We start from the raw sequence: 17795 nt of genomic DNA on the forward strand, positions 1-17795 counted from the left end.
GGTGAGGGGATGGAGCGCGCGATTCTCAACGTTATGTCTCGGATTGGCCTCCACAGGAAGCTCTACGAGAGGAACGAGGAAGCGGTAAAGCAACACCTGATAGGCGAGATAATGACGGCCCTCGGCTGGGACTGGAACAACCCAGAGGAGGTCAGGCCCGAGGAGAGGACCGAGGACGGGAGGGCCGACTACGCGCTCCTCCTCAACGGCGAGATTGTGGCTTTCCTTGAGGCGAAGAACCTTTCGGTGAACGTAATAAAGCGCGACGAACCGCTTCGCCAGCTCGCCCGCTACTGCTTCAGCAGGGGCGTCCGCTACGGAATCCTCACCAACGGCGCCAAGTGGGTGGTTGCCAAGGCATTTGCAGAGGGAACCTCGCTCAGGGACAGGATTCTCTTCACGGTGGATTTGGAGGAGGAACCCCTTGAGCGGGTGCTCGTAAAGCTCTCCCTGCTCTCCAAGGACAGGATAGGGAAATTGGAGCGCCTTGCCACGCTTCTCAACGCCTTTGAAATAGCTTACAAGAGCCTGCTCAACGAGGGGTTCGACGAAGAAACCCTGCTGAACTACCTCCGCGCGAGGGGCAAACCCTCTATAGTGCCCGTGGACAAGCTGTCGGGCGTTGAGGTTCCGAAGGCAGTCTACGTTCACGAAAACGGCTGGAGGCCCCTGCCCCTCGGCGACAGGAGCCTTAAAGGAGCCCTCCTGGCGGTTCTCGACTACCTTGAGGGAAGGTCAAGCGGGGAAAAGCGGGAAGAGGTTAGGAAGGCCAAGAAACTGCTCGCCGGGATGGAACTTCCGCCCGAGAAGGTCGTTCTCCTCCTCCGCGAGATAGAGAAGGACGAGGGAATAAAGATTGGGGTGGAAGTCTAAACGACCTTCCACAGCTCGTCGCTCTCGGGTCTCCACGCGGGCCTCTCTTCGTTCTCCTCGACTATGACGCGCTTCTCCTCGGCTAAAAACTCCCCTATGATGCTCGCGGTTATGCCGTGGCTCAAAAGCTCCTCGACGGTCTTTTTAGCATAATCCCTCGGAACCGAGGTGAGGAGGACGCCAGAGCTTATCAGGCCGAGCGGGTTCAGGTGGAGGTAGTTGCAGAGGGTTTTCGTCTCCTCGCGGATTGGAATCCTCTCGGCGTAAACCCTGAAGCCAAGACCCGAGGCATCGGCCATCTCGTGGAGGCCGTTGAGCACTCCGCCCTCGGTCGGGTCGTGCATCGCATTGGCGACCTTCCTGAGAATCCTCGCCTCGGGAAGAACGCTCAGGTACTCGATGAGAGACGATGCCCGCTCAAGGAACTCCTCCCCGAGTATGGGGGCGAGCCTTTCCCTGAGCTCCTCCGCGATTATGGCGGTTCCCTCGATTCCGGCCCACTTCGTCATGATTATTGCATCCCCCGGCCTCGCCCCATCGGGCCTGACGAGCCTCTCGGCCTCGCCAAGCATTGTTCCAACCACTATGGGCCTGTCGAGGCCCAGGGTTACCTCCGTGTGCCCGCCGACGACCGCAACACCGAGCTTTTCGGCCTCGCGCGAGATTTCGTCGATTATCTCGCTTAAAAGTCCCTCGTTCGCGTTCTCTGGAAGGAGCACCGTCGTTAGAAACCACCTCGGCTCCGCGCCCATAACCGCCACGTCGTTCGCGTTAACGTGGACTGCATAAAAGCCGATTCTCTTCGTTGCCCCGGTTATCGGGTCGCTGGATGCAACGAGAGTTCCCTCGACGTTTAAGGCTGTCCCGTCTATCCCCGTTCCCGGGCCGACGATGACACCTTTACCCTTAGATGGAAGCCTTGAGAGAACGAGCTTCTCAAGGAGTTCCGGCGGGAGTTTTCCGGGCTTCATACAACCACCAAGGAAAGTTGGAGGAGGAAAAGAAAAGCCTTTAGGTGTAGTAGTACTCGCCCCTCTCCTTCTGCTCCCTGTCCTTTACGGAGCCCTCCTTGTTGGCCCTCGGCCTTCCTGTGTCGGGGTCGCGCCTGAAGGTTATGCCCACCGATGCCAGGAAGCGGTTCATCCCCTCGCGCATACCCATCGGCTTGCTCGCCCTTCCGAACTTGCCGGGCTGGCCCTCAAAGACTATCAGCCTGTCGCTCAGGTAGTCAACCATCATGACGTCGTGCTCGACTATAAGCGCGGTCTTCTCGTTCTTGGCCATGAGCGAGCGGATTGCCTTCGAAACCGCCAGCCTCTGCTCGACGTCGAGATGCGCTGAGGGCTCGTCGAGGAGGTACAGGTCGGCATCGCGGAGCAGGCAGGCCACGATGGCAACGCGCTGGAGCTCACCGCCGGAGAGGTCGTTGACGTTCTTGTCGTAGAGCTCTGGAATTCCGAGCGGGTTGAGGAGCTCGCTCTTGTAGAAACTGCTCATGAGCTTGCTCGCGTCAATCTTGCTGAGGAGCTCGTAAACCGTTCCGTCGTAGTCGGTTTTTATGTACTGGGGCTTGTACGAGACGGTGAGGGACCAGTCTATCTCGCCCTCCGTCGGCTTCTCGACTCCCGCGAGCATCTTCACGAAGGTTGTCTTACCGATTCCGTTCGGGCCGACGATTCCGACGACCTCGCCGATGTAGAGCTCGCCACCCTCAGCCTCAAGCCTGAAGGAGCCGTAGTCCTTAACGAGACTCGGATACTCGACGAGGATTTCTCCCTCCTGGCTCTTGCGCTCGCTCTTCTTGCTGAAGTTTATCTCGTAGGGCCTGAACCTGACGTTCTCGTCCCTCAAATAGCCTCTGAGGAACTCGTTTATGCCGTTTCTCGTTGACTTGGGCTGTGAAAAGATACCGTAGGCACCGGGCTTACCGTAAACGACGTGAATTATGTCGCTCATGTAGTCGAGGATAGCGAGGTCGTGCTCGACCGCCAGAACGTTCTTGCCCGACTCGGCGAGCTTCCTTATGATTTTCGCAATCCTGAGCCTCTGCCTTATGTCGAGGTAGCTCGACGGCTCATCGAAGAAGTAGAACTCCGCGTTTCTCAGGAGGGCCGCGGCTATGGCAACGCGCTGAAGCTCACCGCCCGAGAGATGCCTTATGTCTCTATCGAGAACGTTTTCGAGCTCAAGCTCCTTAACAACCTCGTCGAACCTTCCGCTCTCGTCGGCCTTCCTGAGCAGGTCGCGGACCTTTCCCTTAACGGCCTTGGGAATCAGGTCAACGTACTGGGGCTTCACGACGGGTCGAATCTCCCCGTTCTTCAGCCTCTCAAAGTACGTCTGGAGCTCGTTTCCTCGGAAGGCCTTAATCACGTTATCCCAGGAGTCGTTGTCGCCGCAGAGGTTCGGCAGGAGCTGGCCGGAAAGGATTTTGACGGCCGTCGTCTTACCGGTTCCGTTGGGACCGAGGATTCCAACGACCATGCCCTCTTTGACAACCGGGAGGCGGTAGAGGACGAAGCCGTTGATTCCGTAGCGGTGGACGCAGTCCTCGTCAAGTTGCTCCGGCAGGTTGACTATCGTTATCGCGTTGAAGGGGCACTTGTGAACGCAGATTCCACAGCCGGTACAGCTGGCCTCCTGTATGACCGGCCTGTAGTTTTCTTCGTCTATGATTATCGCCTCACCGCCCATTCGGTTGACCGGGCAGACTCGCTCGCAGAGGAAGTGACCGCACTTGTCAGGGTTGCACTTGTCGTAGTCGATGACCGCGATTCTCATCTTCACCACCGGGCTAAGCTGAGGGCGAGGATTTTAAAGGGTTGCGGGATAGAGCATTGAGGATGCATATGCAGGCTCTAATCTCACTCCACGCGGAGGCCGAGAGGCTCTGCTGATGTTTCCCTTTATTTCTCCGGGAAAATTCCTAAAGGGCAGGAGCGACCCGGTCGAGGTTGAATTTCTTGACGGCCTCCCTAAGGAGGGGGTCTTCAATCCAGTACTTCCTTTCAGACGAGCGAATAAAACCGGCTTTTTCAAGGGTTTCAAGGTACTTATAGATGTGCTGAACCCTTGTAGGTGCTAAACCCAGAATTTTAAGCCTCCTGTAGATTTCCGCCCCACGGAGGGCGCTCGGATATGCCTCGGCCAGAACCCTGAGAACGCCGATATAAACCCTACTGTTGTAGACGTTCAGAAAAGCCTCTATGTCCTTTCTCCACTCCTCAAGCGCATACCTCCTGCTTTCCTCAAGGGCCACTGGGAGGGCTTCTTCTGGGCTTTTTCCTGTTCTCATGAGGTTAACCGCCGTAATGCCGTAGTGAGAGATAAACCCGGGAACTCCCCCCAGCTCTTCAACGGCTCTTGAGAGCTCCAGCTCGTTCGTTACCTTTATTCCGTAGCTTCTGAAGCCTTCGAGGAGATATCCCCTACCCTCCTCGATGCTCCACCGTGGAAGGGTGAAGATTTCCGCCGAGCGCATGAAGTTTGGCTTTTCGGCGCCCGGGTTTAGATACTCGACCAGCATACCCGGCATTGAGCCCGTGAAAACGAGAGAGATGTTTGGATAACTGTCTGTTATCTCCTGCAGTAGCCCCCTGAAGTCAAGATTCTTCAGCCTGGCCAGAACCTGGGCTTCGTCGAATATCAAAACACCCAACTCGGCATTCTGGGACAAAACCCGGACCAGCGTTGAAAAGTCCCTGCTGAACTCCTCAATGCTGGTCTTTCTTACCTCAACGCTCACCCCCCGAAATGATATTTTGTAGCTTTTGCTCGTCGTTATCATCTTGAGGGACGTCCTCTTGGGTTCTATGTCGGCTATTGATATCGCCCGAGAGCCTATGAAGCGAGAAAAGTTGAAATAAACGTAATGGTAACCCCTCTTTCGCCTCAGTTTTTCTGCCATTACACTAACCACACTTGTTTTCCCGACCCTCCTCGGGCCGAGGAGAACCGCGGTGTTCCCCCGTAACACTGCGCCAAGGATGTCCTCAACGGCTTTTCTATGGCCCTTTCCCCAGAGACATTCCTCCTCCATAACCGGCCTCGTCCTGAAGAAATTTTTACATACCATGAAATTTACACCCCGTGTAAATTACATGCCGTGTAAATTTAAAGGTTCCCCTCAAACGAACTCATGAGAGTGCCCCTAACCTCACCCTACCCCTCGTCCTTTCCCGCAAAAGCTCCATCAGTCCCTCGGCCTCGCCCTTCCTTACCTCAACGGTGAAGGTAACGTTATTGGAGTAGTCCTCGCCCACGACCCTCGCGCCGGCCTTCTCTATGGTTTCTCTGACCGTGTGGAACAGGCTGTAGGGGAAGGTAACCTGAAAGCGCTCCGTTTCGTAAACCTCAACGATTCCCGCGTTCTCAATAGCGAGACTCGCGGCCTCGCTGTAGGCCTTTACCAGACCACCGTAGCCGAGCTTTATCCCGCCGAAGTAGCGCGTGACCACGACGACCACGTTGCTCAGGCCTTTGTTCTGAATCACCTTCAGGACGGACTTTCCGGCGCTCCCCTTCGGCTCGCCGTCGTCATCGTAGCGAACCGCGAAGTTCCGCCCGTCGTTTATAACGTAGGCCGAGACGTTGTGGTTAGCGTCGCTGTGATGGGCCTTGATTTTTGTGATGAAGGCCTTGGCTTCCTCCTCGTTTTTAGCGGGCGAGGCGTAGCCTATGAAGACGGACTTCTTCACAACGAGTCGGGCCGTGCCTGGTCCTTTTAGGGTCTTCATGCTACCTCCTCAGAGTCGCTATTAGCTTCTTCTCGTTGAGGAGCATCTCTATCACATCCCTAACGTCCGTGACGACTACATCGCTCGCGAGGAGCGCATCAACGCTCCCCCCTTCCCGCCCAATCACGCAGAAGGCCAGTTCCGCCTTCTCAAGCATGGCAACGTCGTTGTTCCCGTTACCCACCGCGACGTAAGGTGCGTAGCCTTCGGCAATCTCGGCCTTTTCGGCACCGCTTGAGACCCTCTCGATTCTAACGGGCAACCCTCTGAATTCCTCCTCTAAGGTCCCAAAGGTGTCCGCGCTGAGAACGACCACGGTGTAGCGGTCGGCGAGCTTTGCGAGGAGCTCCTTAACGTCTTCTGGAACCTTTCCCTCAACACCGAGCGTTCCGTTCAGGTCGAAGAGAACCGCCCCAAACTCAAGCTTTCCGTAGCCGGGTATTTCCACAGTACCACCCTTCCGGGGTTAAGTGCAAAGTTTTTAAAGGATTGGCTCCAAATTGCTCCGATACATAACCAACGAGTTAAAGCATAACTCCGGGGGATAAGAAATGAACCCACTCCTCTCGAGGCTTCGCGACAAAGAAGTCCTCGTCAGGCTCAACGCCTTCATCCTCAGCTACTTCGGATGGATAGCGTTTGGCGTTTTATACGGGTACATCGGCAGGTGGAGCGTTGACATCACCCGTGACTTTTTAAAGCTCCCCCTAACCTCCAAATCCCTAGTTCTCGGGCTTCTTGACTATACCCGCTCACTCGTCCCCCTTTACACGACACTTCGGTGGGTGTACTACTTTGGATTCGCAGGGTCAATAGGGTTTATGGTGCTTTACGTTCTTCTCTATCTGCGCGACCTGCAGACGTCAGACGAGCTCCTCGCAAGGTACCTGATGGCATACGCAGGCGCCGGAACGATTTACCTTCTCGTCCACATTCACGCCCCTCACTACGTTTACCACATTCCAGGTTACTCGATGGAGAACACCCTCCTCACGAGACAGGAGTTCGTATTGCCTTCACTGCACAACACCTTCGCCGCCATAAACATCATAACAATCTGGAAGTACAGAAAGCGCCTTGGAGGAAAAGTGCTGATAGGGATAAACACTTTAATTCCCTTTGCGACAGTCTTCCTCGGCCACCATTGGATATACGATGTCCTCACGGGTTTCCTTCTTGCGTGGGCAGTTTCCCGCGTAACGGACGGATGGGCGGTAAGGATTCCCCAGAGCCTCTACCGTCTTGAGCTTAAGTCCCTCGGCGCCCTTACCATGTTCAACTTCGTCCTAGCAACGCTGATGCTCCTTATAGCCCTCGACCCCCAGAAGTGGCTGATGGTAATCCGGAGCATCCTCGGCCAGCCCTGAGAAAAGCTTATAAATCCCGGGCCTGTTCCTTAGAACGGTGCCGGGGTAGCCTAGCTCGGCAGGGCGGGGGACTCGTAATCCCCAGGTCCCGGGTTCAAATCCCGGTCCCGGCTCCATCATTTTACAAGAATTCCGCGCTCTATGGTAACCGTCGCTTCTGCGGGCTTGTCAGATAGTATCACGAGGTAGAACTGACCGTCTTTGGGGCTTCTCCAAACCCTCTTAATGTTCATAACGTCCTGGGCATAGAGATAGCACAGGGCCCTTCCACCCGCCTCCAACTTTGCAAGACCTGTAGAGTCGGTTATGCAAACCGTAACGGGCTCAGAAGAGGAAACGTCCAGGGAAAGGGTCAGGAAGCCACCTGAAATGGAAAAGTAATAAAGGGAGTTGGGGCTCAGGGTCACGTGGTAGGTGGCGCTCGAGCCAGTAGCCACTACGAAGCCGATGAACACCACTGCCACCACTGAGAACGCGAAGACCATCGCTAAGAGCCGCTTGTTGCCCCTCGCACCCCTCGTCACGTTGAACATTCCACTGCCACCATTGGATATTTCACAATAACCCCTTATAAACCTTGAAGTTTAAACAATCCAAAACCACGGAGTGGTTACAAAGAAGGGCTGGAAACACACAAAATTGGAAGGAATCCAAAAAGTCACCGAAAGAACTTAGAGGTCGAGCCTTCTGAGGGCGTTTTTCGCCTTCCTCTCAAAGTCTTCCTTGTCCTGATACTCCCAGTAGTGCTCGGAACTTGGAAATTCTCCAGCCTTGACCTCCCGGTTGTACTGACTCAGGGCCTCCAAGATAATCCCACCCAGCTCGGCGTAGCGCTTGGCGAAGGGAGGCGAGCTTTCGTAAATTCCAAGGAGGTCGTGCCAGACCAGAACCTGACCGTCAACGTATGGGCCTGCGCCAATTCCTATCGTCGGAATCGAGACCTCCTCAGTTACGAGCTTCGCAACATCGGCCAAAACGAACTCCAGAACGACCGCAAAGGCTCCGGCCCGCTCAAGGGCTTTCGCATCGCGCAGGATTTCCTCGATTTCCTCCTCCGTCTCGCCCGTGATTCTGTAGCCACCGAGCCTTAGATAGCGCTGGGGGGTTAGTCCGGTGTGGCCCATAACCGGAATTCCCATCCTTACGAGCTTCCTGACGAGCTTCTCGTGGTCGGCACCGCCTTCAATCTTCACCGCATCGGCTCCGGCCTGAATAAGCCGAACGGCGTTCTTAACACCCTCCTCGACGCTGACCTCGTAGCTGGAGAAGGGCATGTCAGCTAAAACGAGCGCCCGCTTGACGGCCCTTGCAACGGCCCTCGTATGGAAAACCATCTGCTCCATAGTCACGTTGAGCGTATTGTTATCGCCGTAAACGACCATTCCGAGGGAATCGCCGACGAAAACGATGTCAATTCCCGCCTTATCCGCCAGGAGCGCCGAGGGGTAATCGTATGCCGTCACCATCGTGATTTTCTCCTTCCCCTTCATCTCGCGGATTTTCTTCGGCGTTACCTCCCTCATACCACCACCTGCCTTCGTTTCGACGGCGGTCTAATTAACGGTTTCGATAGGGTTATATACCGACGTCGGTAGTTACCTACAGGTGGTGGCATGGGCAGGGTAAAGACGAGCGTTTACGTCGATGAGGAGCTCTGGAAGGAGTTCAAGGAGCTGGCCCTTCGGGAGGGGAGCGAGGTCAGCAGACTGCTGGAGGAGGCTCTGATGAACTACCTCATAAACGAGGTTTTGAAGGACGTTGACGACTCCGAGGTTCCCCTGTGGTTCGAGCCACTCGACGTTGGTGGCGAGAGCAGTGAAAAGCTCCTGAGGGAGATGAGGGATGAGCACGAGGAGCGTTTACTTGGACAGTAGCGCAATCTTGAAGAGGTATCTGAACGAAAACGGAAGTGACCTCGTGAAGAAAGCCTTCAGGGACGCCTACAGGGGTGAGGTGAAGCTGGCCTTCAGCTTCTGGAACATAGGCGAGGTAATTGGGATATTCGACAAAAAGCTGAGGAGGGGCCAGCTCACCGAGGAGGAGTTCAACTTCCTGAAGAGGGGCTTCCTTGCGGAGGTAAAGCGGTTCACGAGACTGGGTGTCCTTGAGGTCGTTCCCGTCCATTCCCTGCTCCTCGCCGATGCGTGGGAGCTGATTGAGAGGTATCACATTTATCAGGCAGACGCCTTGCAAATAGTTTCGGCGAAGTATGTAAAGGCCGATGCCTTTTACACCGCAGATAAGAGGCTTCACGAGGTAGCCCTTAAAGAGGGCCTGAACTCAATTCTCGTGGGGGTGAGAGAATGAGGACCTGGGAGCACTACGAGCACACGGCAGACATAGGCGTTCGCGGTTACGGCTCAACGCTGGAGGAGGCCTTTGAGGCTGTGGCGCTGGGCCTGTTTGACGTGATGGTGGACGTGAGGAAGGTCGAGCCGAGGGAGTGTCGCGAGATTGAGGTAGAGGAAGAGGACCTGGAGGCCCTCCTGTACAGCTTCCTTGAGGAACTCCTGGTGCTCCACGACATGGAGGGACTGGTCTTCGGCGACGTCAGGGTCAGGATAGAGAAGACAGAGAACGGCTACCGCCTTAAAGCGAAGGCCTGTGGAGAGGTTCTCGACTACGAGAAGCACGAGCCGAAAGAGGAAGTTAAGGCGATAACCTATCACGACATGAGGATTGAGAAACTGCCGGACGGGCGCTGGATGGCGCAGTTCGTTCCCGACCTGTGAGGTGGTCAGATGAGCGCGAGGGACGTTATTAAGGAAACCAATCCCCCATTTTACGAGCGCTACTCAAAGCTCGACGATTCGGACGAGTTCTGGGAGTTCATAGTTAAACCCCTCAGGCAGAGCATCAGGGTGAACACGCTCAAGGCACCGCTGGAGGTTGTTGTTGGGAGACTCGAAGAGGAGTTTGAGCTCGAGCCGATTCCCTGGGTCAGGGAGGGGTTCTTCATCAACGTTGACAACCTCGCGAAGGTTCCGGAGCACGGCTTGGGCTTAATCTTCGGCCAGGAAGCCAGCTCGATGATTCCGCCGGTGGTTCTCGAGCCGAGGCCGGGGGAGCTCGTCCTCGACATGGCCGCCGCGCCGGGCTCGAAGACCGGCCAGATAGCCCAGTACATGGAGAACGAGGGGTGCATAATAGCCAACGACCCCAACAGGGACAGGGCCAACGTTCTGATAGCGAACCTCAACAGAATGGGGGTTCTGATAGCGAGGGTGACGACGAGGGACGGGGCCAAATTCGCGCGCTTCGAGAATACCTTCGACAGGGTTCTATTAGATGCACCGTGCTCCTCTGTCGGAATGATACGAAAGAGCTGGCGCTTCCTGAGGGAGTGGCGTGAGAAGGCCGTCGTCAAGTACATGAACATTCAGAAGAGGCTTATCTTGGCCGGTTACAAGGCGCTGAAGCCCGGAGGGGTCATGGTATATTCGACCTGTACCATAGACCCGCTGGAGAACGAGGAGGTCGTTGACTACCTCCTGAGGAAGACCGACGCGAGGCTTGAAAAGATAGACCTGCCCGTGAAGACGAGCGAGCCCGTCCTCGAGTGGGAGGGGAAGACCTACTCGGACGAGCTGAAAAAGGCCCTGCGCATACACCCGAACGACAACGACACCGAGGCCTTCTTCATAGCGAAGATAGTCAAGCCGGGTGATGGGGAATGAGCAACCCGAGGGACGAGATTGGGAAAACCGGCGATGCCGAGCTCGTTAAAAGGCTCCTTATCGAGAACTACGGTTATGCTCCAGAGCTAATCTACGAAATCCGGGGCAACCACAGCAAGGTCTACGCCTACAAGCCTTGTCAGTTGAAGATAAGCGACACCGGCAGGAGGGGAATCTACTTCGGCAGGATAGAGAGCGACGGGATAAGGCTGACGATTGAGGGTGCCTTCCTCGTCGGACCGAAGGCGACGAAGAACGTCGTCGAGCTGGACGACGAGCGGGCGAGGCGCTATTTGGCCGGGGAGAGCGTGGAAGTTGACGCGCCGGACGGCTGGGTGCTCCTCAAATGGCGCTCCTACTACCTCGGTTCGGCCAAGGCCAAGAACGGGAGGTTGCTCAACTACGTCCCGAAGGAGAGGAGGTTAAGGATTGAGTAACATTTCCGTTCCTCGAAAGCTTAAAATAAATCTTAGGCCCACCTAAGGAGGGGGTGAGAGGATGGTTCCGCTGAAGAGGATTGACAAAATCCGCTGGGAGATTCCGAAGTTCGACAAGAGAATGCGCGTTCCGGGCAGGGTTTACGCTGACGACCAGCTCATCGAGAAGATGCGGCAGGACAGGACGCTGGAGCAGGCCGCCAACGTTGCCATGCTACCCGGCATCTACAAGTACTCCATAGTGATGCCCGATGGGCATCAGGGCTACGGCTTCCCGATTGGAGGCGTCGCGGCGTTCGACGTGAAGGAGGGCGTAATAAGCCCCGGAGGCGTCGGATACGACATCAACTGTGGCGTCAGGCTCATCAGAACCAACCTCACCGAGAAGGAGGTAAGACCACGCATCAAGGAGCTCGTTGACACGCTCTTCAAGAACGTTCCGAGCGGACTTGGAAGCAAGGGAAGGGTTAGACTCCACTGGACCCAGCTCGATGATGTCTTAGCGGACGGTGCCAAGTGGGCCGTCGACAACGGCTACGGCTGGAAGGAGGACCTGGAGCACCTTGAAGAAGGCGGAAGAATGGACGGAGCAGACCCAAGTGCGGTAAGCCAGAGGGCGAAGCAGAGGGGTGCTCCTCAGCTCGGCTCCCTCGGCTCCGGAAACCACTTCCTTGAGGTTCAGGTCGTTGACAAAATCTACGACGAGGAGATAGCTAAAGCGTACGGCCTCTTCGAGGGGCAGGTCGTCGTGATGGTCCACACCGGTTCGCGCGGTCTCGGCCACCAGGTGGCGAGCGACTACCTCAGGATAATGGAGAAGGCCAACAGGAAGTACGGAATCCCCTGGCCCGACCGTGAGCTGGTGAGCGTTCCCTTCCAGAGCGAAGAAGGTCAGAGGTACTTCAGCGCGATGAAAGCTGCCGCGAACTTCGCCTGGGCCAACAGGCAGATGATAACCCACTGGGTCAGGGAGAGCTTTGAGGAGGTCTTCAAGAGGAAAGCGGAGGACATGGAGATGCACATCGTTTACGATGTGGCACACAACATAGCCAAGGTGGAGGAGCACGAGGTCGACGGGAGGAAGGTTAAGGTCGTCGTTCACAGGAAGGGAGCGACGAGGGCCTTCCCAGCAGGCCACCCGGACGTGCCGAAGGCCTATCGCGACGTCGGCCAGCCCGTCCTTATTCCGGGCTCGATGGGAACCGCGAGCTACGTCTTGGCAGGTGCAGAAGGCTCGATGAGAGAGACCTTCGGAAGCTCCTGCCACGGCGCCGGAAGACTGCTCAGCAGGAAGGCCGCAACGAGGCAGTACCGCGGTGACAGGCTCAGGAACGAGCTCCTCCAAAGGGGTATCTACGTCCGCGCGGCTTCGTTAAGGGTCGTCGCGGAGGAGGCACCGGGTGCCTACAAGAGTGTCGATAACGTCGTCAACGTCGTCCACCAGGCTGGCATAGCAAAGCTCGTCGCGAGGATGCGTCCGATGGGCGTCGCGAAGGGCTGACTACGTGTGTTTTCCCTTCAATCTTGCACTTTTCCCTTCTGTTTCCCTATAGCATGTCACGCTCCAAAAAATGTATCAGTTGAGGTCCCTCGTCAGGAACCTCACGTAGGAGAACGCGAAGGGTAGGAGAAGCATTACCAGCAGGAGTGCAAGGTTGTTGAAGCCGTATGAGAGGGCATCTCTGAGCGGAGTGTAGTAGTTTGTAAACTCGTCGCCCCCGAAGATGTAAACTATAAGCTGAACGTAGTGGTGCGTCGGATTGAGCAGGTTGAACCGCAGAATCCACGCGTTTCTGCTCTCCTCCCACGCGTTGTAAGCCGGTGAGTCCCAGTAGGGCTCGGGGCCGACTATCTTATCTACAATAGCCCCCGCAATGAGGTTGTAAAATATCGGAACGAATATCGCCAGGAGAAGGCCCACTATAAGGGAGTTCTCCGGTTTCTTGAAGAGCGTTGACAGGAACAGGCCAAAGGAAAGGTAAACAAGGGTGTAAAGTGCAGTTACAAGCATCCCCATGAGCCCTCTGATGAATGAATCCATCGTTAGGGGCAATCCCAAGAGAAGTATTAAGCCGACTGTGAGGAGGAAAGTCAGGAAACTCGTAGACAGCACGAGGACCGCAAAGCCCAAGAACTTGCCGTTTATAACCTCGTCCCTGTATATGGGATGTCCGAAGAGCACCTTGGCGGTTCCCTCCTCGACTTCCCTGTTTATCGCGTCCGCCCCGAGGGAGACGCCGAGAACCGCCCCTATGATTGTGAGGAGGCTCATGTTCAGGAGAAACATAAGCGTAAATGGGGTATAATAGACGTCTCCTCTGACGGCCCACATGTCCCACAGTCCCACTGAACCAACTCTCGCCGAACCCATGTCCATGAGCTCCGACTTTGTTGAATAGACGATGAAACCGAAGAGAAGAAAATAAATGGCCATCACTATCAGGAACCTCTTGGTTCTAACGGCAATGTAGAGCTCCTTTTTGGCCACGTTCCATGAGGGGTTCATCTTCTCCCAACCCTCCTCATCATCAGAATGACCGCCCCAAAGACCACGACGAGCACAAGGACGCCGAGATACGTGCTTCCAGAGCCCCTCTCAACGCGAACGGTGAGCATCGACTTCGACCTGAGCTGGTCGCTGGTTATCTCCACTACGAGTGTGTAAGTGCCGGCGGGCGCCGAGGAGGGTACTGAAACGGTGACGTACACTGGTATTGAAGTTGATATCATGACGCTCCCAGAACTTCCGAGCCTTGAAAAGTGGTCGGGACTAACGTCGAGCTTCCAGCCGCTCGGTCCTCTGACGGTGATTTTCACGTTGGTCAAAACGCCGGAGACATCAAGGTTAAGCCTTATTGAGCCACTACCTCCGGGTCTGAGAACCAAGGTATCCCTGTCGGGGATGACGTCGAGCTGGGCGTTGCTGGACACTGCCACGTCAATTGGGTACTCGCGCTCCATTGAATAACCCGAAACGGTAAGCGTTAGCCGAAGAGAACCATGACCCGTGGAGAAATACGGGTAGAGTATGAGGTAAACCGTTTTTGATTCTCCCGGTGCCAGGGAAATTTCTTTAACGGTGTCCTGGCCAGCCGAATCGAGGCTCAGGGAGTAGTCCCATCCCTGGGGCAGACCCGAAAGGGAAACGCGGTATGTGTCCTTCTTGGAGCCTAGGTTCTTTATGGTGAGGGGGATTACTCCCGGCTGGTCAGAGGAAACCGTGAGGGAACTCCTACCGAGGGTCACTTCAAAGTAGTAGGGCTTTCTCTCAAGCCGAAGTGTTATGGTTTTTGTTTCACCGTCTAGGACTGTCACGTTTCTCAAAATCGCGTTGAAAGCATTGCCCCCTGCCCTGACCTCATGCACTCCGGGCTTTAGCCGGAACTCCGCCAACGGCCCGGAAACGTTCTTCCCATCAACCCAAATCCAGCCATCCACGGGAGAGCCTGCATCATCAACCAGCCTGACTGTTAGTGTTCCGGGCATTCCGAGGTATGTTTTGTAAACGGTTACGGTCAGGTCGTACGGCTTTCCATTGACGATGACCTCAACCCGGTGGTCGCCGAGGGTGGCGTTTCTGGGAACTGAAATGACCAGGGTAGTCCCCAGGTTGCCCTCAACATTAAAGGACGTTATCCGGTAGTTACCGGAAACCACGTAGGCATCCCATCCTGGAGGAGCGCTCACGGAAAGGTTAACGCCGCCATAGCCCGTAAACGTCAGGGGCACTGTTACGTTTGTACCAGCTGCAACTTCGATTCCCGAATACGGAAAGTTCATGGAGACACCGAGGCTCTGCACGTTCAAAACAAAAGTCTCGTCGCCGACTTCAAAAACCACGCTACCGCTTCCAGACGGCTCAACGTGGAGAACAACAGTGGTGGAACCCTCGGGGGGAAGAATCACCGAGCCAACGATGAGACCGCTCTCACGGAAGCTGGCATCCCAGCCGGCCGGCGTTGAAACGATTCTAAGGGGCACCCTAAGGGTATTCCTCGAGCGGCTTGTAATCGTGATTGGGACATCAACGGGGCCGCTAACAGTTATTGAGTCATAAGGAACGAAAACCGAGTAGTCCTCTGTCTCGGGAATCCTGACCTCGGGCCCGGCGTAAACCTCGAGACTTGAGTTGGCGTAGAGGAAGAGCAGTCCGTCGAACTGGGCCGTTCCATTGGCAGGAACACGAAACACATCGCCGCAGGACAGAACGAGATATTCATTGGTGACGTTCAGTATCGAGAATACCCTCCCAGAGAGCGAAAACTCAGTTCCAACCTTGGCAGGCACGGTTAGGACTTTTCTCCCCTCGGCAGAAACTATCAGAAACACGGAGTTGTCAAAGTAACTACCAACGGTGACTTCGAGCCCTTTAAGGGATATCGTTCTGCCAAATGTGGCAGGTGCGAGCGCAACAACTTCCTCTCCCCTAAGTACCATAACGTACGGGCTTCCGTTGGACGCGAGAGTTGGAAAGACTGTGTAGTTGCCGACGGCGAGCTTTTCACCGATGGAAATTCTGCCCTGATAAACGGTAACGTACGGATTTGCCAGGGCAAGAGAGGACAGCAACACAATCAAAAGGACGGCAAACCTTTTCAACTTATTCACCCCCGTAAACGGTCTTCAGGAAGACGTCCTCAAGGCTGGGCTCCTCCATCGTCAGCGAAACCACCGCGAGCCCCTTCGAGCACAGATACCGCGAAAGTTCCGCTCTTATGTCGCTTCTTGCAACAACCACGGCGCTGTTTTCGGAGGGACGCTCGATGGAAACAACCCCCGGGAGTTTGAGCTCGGGAATCGGGCCGTCGGTTTCTACCTTTATTACGTAGCCCTCCATCTCCATGAACTTCCTTTTAACTTCATCAAGCTTCCCAACGGCCCTGAGCTTGCCCCTAACTATTATGCCGACCCTGTCGCTGAGTTCCTCAACCTCACTGAGAACGTGACTTGAGAAGAAAACCGTCTTTCCCTCGCGCCGGTATTCTCGGATTATCTCCTTTACGAGAATTGCTCCCTCGGGGTCGAGGCCGCTCGTCGGCTCGTCAAATATCAAGAGCTCGGGGTCGTTTACCAGGGCCTGGGCCAAGAGGAGCCTCTGGCGCATTCCCTTCGAGAAAGTTTTGGCCTTCCTGTGGCGAGCCTCCCAAAGGCCAACGCGCTTGAGGAGCTCGGTGATTCTTCTCTCCATTTCCAGGTGGGGGATTTTGTAAAAGCTGGCGAAGAACTCAAGGTTCTTCCACGCCGTCAGCTCGCCATAAATCGTCGCACTCTCAGGAAGATAGCCGAGCTTTTCTTTGGCCTTGAGGGGTTCAACGGCCATATCATAACCCAAAACCTCAATTCTGCCGGAGTCTGGAACGACTATGCCCAGTATACTCAGTATTGTTGTTGTCTTTCCGGCACCGTTTGGCCCGAGAAACCCAAAGACTTCCCCCTCCTTGACTTCGAACGAGACACCGTCAACGGCCCGAAAGTTACCATAGCTTTTAATTAAGCTATCCACCATTATGGCTGTGGTTGGCATGGCAACACCTCGGGGTAGGTTCTCCCCAATTCAAAATCGAGACAAGATTTTTAAGAATTTTGTTGGGCCCGCCCAAACACACATTGACCGCAGCCGGAAGTTCACATCAGGGGCACGCTTTTTATATTCTACCTCGAATGAAGGGTGGTGGTCTTATGGAGCTGACGCACGTCGATGAAAAGGGCGTCAAGATGGTTGAGGTCGGCCACAAGGACGTCGTTTTTCGAAAAGCCGTTGCGAAGGGCAGGATTAAGCTCAGGCCCGAGACGATAGAGCTCATTAAGGCGGGAAAGACCAAGAAGGGCAACGTGATAGCGACGGCCCAGATTGCCGGGATTTTAGCGGTTAAGAAGACGCCCGAGTTAATTCCCCTCTGCCACCCGATACCTCTGACCGGCGTTGACATAACCTTCGAGTTCGGAGAAGATTACATCGAGGCCACCTGCGAGGTTCGCGCCTATTACAAGACCGGCGTCGAGATGGAGGCCTTAACCGGTGTGACCGTCGCGTTACTCACGATATGGGACATGGTGAAGGCCGTCGAGAAGGACGAGAACGGCCAGTACCCGGTGACCAGAATCGAGGGAATACACGTTGTGGAGAAGGTTAAACAGAAATGACCAGTAAGGGTTATAAATGGCACCTGTCGAGTACCCCCGGTGAGGAAAATGTACGAGGTCAAAAAGAGCAAGTCAGGCTACGTCTTCGACCTTCCGAGGGAGAGGATAGCCTTCATGTTCCTGAAGGACGGAACCTACATGATGTTTCACGACGAGGAGTTTCTCTGCTACTCAATGAAGCCCATCGAGATTTCGAGGGAGGAACTCGAACGCTTCGAAGAAACCGGGGAGATGCCCGAACTGATAAGGCGCGTAAAGGCCCACGATTTCCCAAACGAGTGCGTCGTCAAGAGACTGCCACCTATAGACGAGGATTTGAAGCCCTTCGACCCGAACAGGAAGTGCGTCGTAATCTTCACCGGCTTCCAGGACACGGTTATAGACTACGTTGAGAGGGACGGAATCACCTACGCGGTTGCCAAGCTGGTGGACGAGCCGGAAAAGGTCTGCAGGTTCGTCGGAAAGGGCAACTACAAGATTGCCGCGGTCAGGCTGAAGAGGAACCAGCCCTGCATGAGCAGGGAGGAGTTCAGAAAAGAACTTGAAAAGCTGAAAGAATGA

Annotated in this window: 20 protein-coding genes and 1 tRNA gene; 11 read left to right on the forward strand and 10 right to left on the reverse strand. The window is 55.3% G+C overall.

Going from position 1 to position 17795, the window contains the following annotated elements; translation table 11 throughout:
• The first annotated feature begins 9 nt into the window (after nt 1-9).
• Nucleotides 10-873, forward strand: coding sequence for a type I restriction endonuclease (locus BD01_RS04725; RefSeq protein ID WP_042690649.1), 864 nt, complete (start codon nt 10-12; stop codon nt 871-873).
• On the opposite strand, the gene BD01_RS04730 is transcribed toward BD01_RS04725, so the two are convergent.
• The 5 genes from BD01_RS04730 to BD01_RS04750 form a co-directional block, all read right to left on the reverse strand.
• Entirely contained in the window at nt 870-1844 is a 975-nt protein-coding gene (locus BD01_RS04730) for an AIR synthase family protein (RefSeq protein WP_042690650.1), read from the reverse strand. The two genes, BD01_RS04725 and BD01_RS04730, sit on opposite strands and share 4 nt — an antisense overlap.
• 40 nt (nt 1845-1884) lie before the next feature.
• Entirely contained in the window at nt 1885-3654 is a 1770-nt protein-coding gene (locus BD01_RS04735) for a ribosome biogenesis/translation initiation ATPase RLI (RefSeq protein ID WP_042690652.1), read from the reverse strand.
• 145 nt (nt 3655-3799) lie between these two features.
• Nucleotides 3800-4948 (reverse strand): AAA family ATPase, encoded by a 1149-nt coding sequence (locus tag BD01_RS04740; protein WP_042690653.1) that lies wholly within the window; start codon nt 4946-4948, stop codon nt 3800-3802.
• 61 nt (nt 4949-5009) lie between these two features.
• Nucleotides 5010-5609, reverse strand: a complete 600-nt coding sequence (locus BD01_RS04745) for a YigZ family protein (RefSeq protein ID WP_042690654.1) — start codon at nt 5607-5609, stop codon at nt 5010-5012.
• 1 nt (nt 5610) lies between these two features.
• Complete coding sequence (locus tag BD01_RS04750) at nt 5611-6057, reverse strand: HAD family hydrolase (RefSeq protein ID WP_042690656.1); 447 nt, start codon at nt 6055-6057, stop codon at nt 5611-5613.
• 103 nt (nt 6058-6160) lie between these two features.
• Between BD01_RS04750 and BD01_RS04755 the strand changes: the two genes are divergently transcribed.
• Together BD01_RS04755 and BD01_RS04760 are read left to right on the forward strand one after the other, a co-directional pair.
• Nucleotides 6161-6976 carry a phosphatase PAP2 family protein gene (locus BD01_RS04755; RefSeq protein ID WP_042690657.1) on the forward strand — a complete coding sequence of 272 codons (816 nt, stop codon included), beginning with the start codon at nt 6161-6163 and terminating at the stop codon, nt 6974-6976.
• A 39-nt stretch (nt 6977-7015) separates the two neighbouring features.
• Nucleotides 7016-7092, forward strand: a tRNA-Thr gene (locus BD01_RS04760).
• Here the strand turns inward: BD01_RS04760 and BD01_RS04765 are convergent.
• Nucleotides 7093-7509 (reverse strand): hypothetical protein, encoded by a 417-nt coding sequence (locus tag BD01_RS04765; RefSeq protein ID WP_042690659.1) that lies wholly within the window; start codon nt 7507-7509, stop codon nt 7093-7095.
• 138 nt (nt 7510-7647) lie between these two features.
• Complete coding sequence (gene panB / locus BD01_RS04770; protein WP_042690660.1) at nt 7648-8499, reverse strand: 3-methyl-2-oxobutanoate hydroxymethyltransferase; 852 nt, start codon at nt 8497-8499, stop codon at nt 7648-7650.
• A gap of 90 nt (nt 8500-8589) precedes the next feature.
• Here panB and BD01_RS04775 point away from each other — a divergent pair, with 90 nt between their 5' ends.
• The 6 genes from BD01_RS04775 (at nt 8590) to BD01_RS04800 (ending at nt 12591) form a co-directional block, all read left to right on the forward strand.
• Nucleotides 8590-8850, forward strand: a complete 261-nt coding sequence (locus tag BD01_RS04775) for a ribbon-helix-helix protein, CopG family (protein WP_042690662.1) — start codon at nt 8590-8592, stop codon at nt 8848-8850.
• Complete coding sequence (locus BD01_RS04780; RefSeq protein ID WP_042690663.1) at nt 8819-9283, forward strand: type II toxin-antitoxin system VapC family toxin; 465 nt, start codon at nt 8819-8821, stop codon at nt 9281-9283. The genes BD01_RS04775 and BD01_RS04780 overlap by 32 nt, the downstream gene beginning before the upstream one ends.
• Entirely contained in the window at nt 9280-9708 is a 429-nt protein-coding gene (locus BD01_RS04785) for an archease (protein ID WP_042690665.1), read from the forward strand. The genes BD01_RS04780 and BD01_RS04785 overlap by 4 nt, the downstream gene beginning before the upstream one ends.
• Before the next feature lie 9 nt (nt 9709-9717).
• The gene (locus BD01_RS04790; protein ID WP_042690667.1) at nt 9718-10653 is read left to right on the forward strand and encodes a tRNA (cytosine(49)-C(5))-methyltransferase; all 936 of its coding nucleotides are present in this window, start codon (nt 9718-9720) and stop codon (nt 10651-10653) included.
• Nucleotides 10650-11090, forward strand: coding sequence for a methyltransferase RsmF C-terminal domain-like protein (locus BD01_RS04795; protein WP_051482162.1), 441 nt, complete (start codon nt 10650-10652; stop codon nt 11088-11090). Before BD01_RS04790 ends, BD01_RS04795 begins: the two co-directional genes overlap by 4 nt.
• Before the next feature lie 169 nt (nt 11091-11259).
• Nucleotides 11260-12591, forward strand: coding sequence for an RtcB family protein (locus tag BD01_RS04800; protein ID WP_449449570.1), 1332 nt, complete (start codon nt 11260-11262; stop codon nt 12589-12591).
• 75 nt (nt 12592-12666) lie between these two features.
• Here BD01_RS04800 and BD01_RS04805 read toward each other — a convergent pair whose 3' ends face one another.
• The 3 genes from BD01_RS04805 to BD01_RS04815 are packed head-to-tail and all read right to left on the reverse strand — an operon-like array spanning nt 12667 to nt 16614.
• Nucleotides 12667-13596, reverse strand: a complete 930-nt coding sequence (locus tag BD01_RS04805) for an ABC transporter permease (RefSeq protein ID WP_042690669.1) — start codon at nt 13594-13596, stop codon at nt 12667-12669.
• Entirely contained in the window at nt 13593-15689 is a 2097-nt protein-coding gene (locus BD01_RS04810; RefSeq protein ID WP_042690670.1) for a COG1470 family protein, read from the reverse strand. The genes BD01_RS04805 and BD01_RS04810 overlap by 4 nt, the downstream gene beginning before the upstream one ends.
• Before the next feature lies 1 nt (nt 15690).
• Entirely contained in the window at nt 15691-16614 is a 924-nt protein-coding gene (locus BD01_RS04815; RefSeq protein WP_042690671.1) for an ABC transporter ATP-binding protein, read from the reverse strand.
• Between the two features lie 155 nt (nt 16615-16769).
• On the opposite strand from BD01_RS04815, the gene moaC reads away from it, so the two are divergent.
• Together moaC and BD01_RS04825 are read left to right on the forward strand one after the other, a co-directional pair.
• Nucleotides 16770-17234 (forward strand): cyclic pyranopterin monophosphate synthase MoaC, encoded by a 465-nt coding sequence (gene moaC / locus BD01_RS04820; protein WP_245599273.1) that lies wholly within the window; start codon nt 16770-16772, stop codon nt 17232-17234.
• A gap of 48 nt (nt 17235-17282) precedes the next feature.
• On the forward strand, nt 17283-17795 hold the full coding sequence (locus tag BD01_RS04825) for a hypothetical protein (RefSeq protein ID WP_042690673.1): 513 nt from the start codon (nt 17283-17285) through the stop codon (nt 17793-17795).

It is taken from the genome of Thermococcus nautili (genome assembly GCF_000585495.1).
Lineage (GTDB): Archaea > Methanobacteriota_B > Thermococci > Thermococcales > Thermococcaceae > Thermococcus > Thermococcus nautili.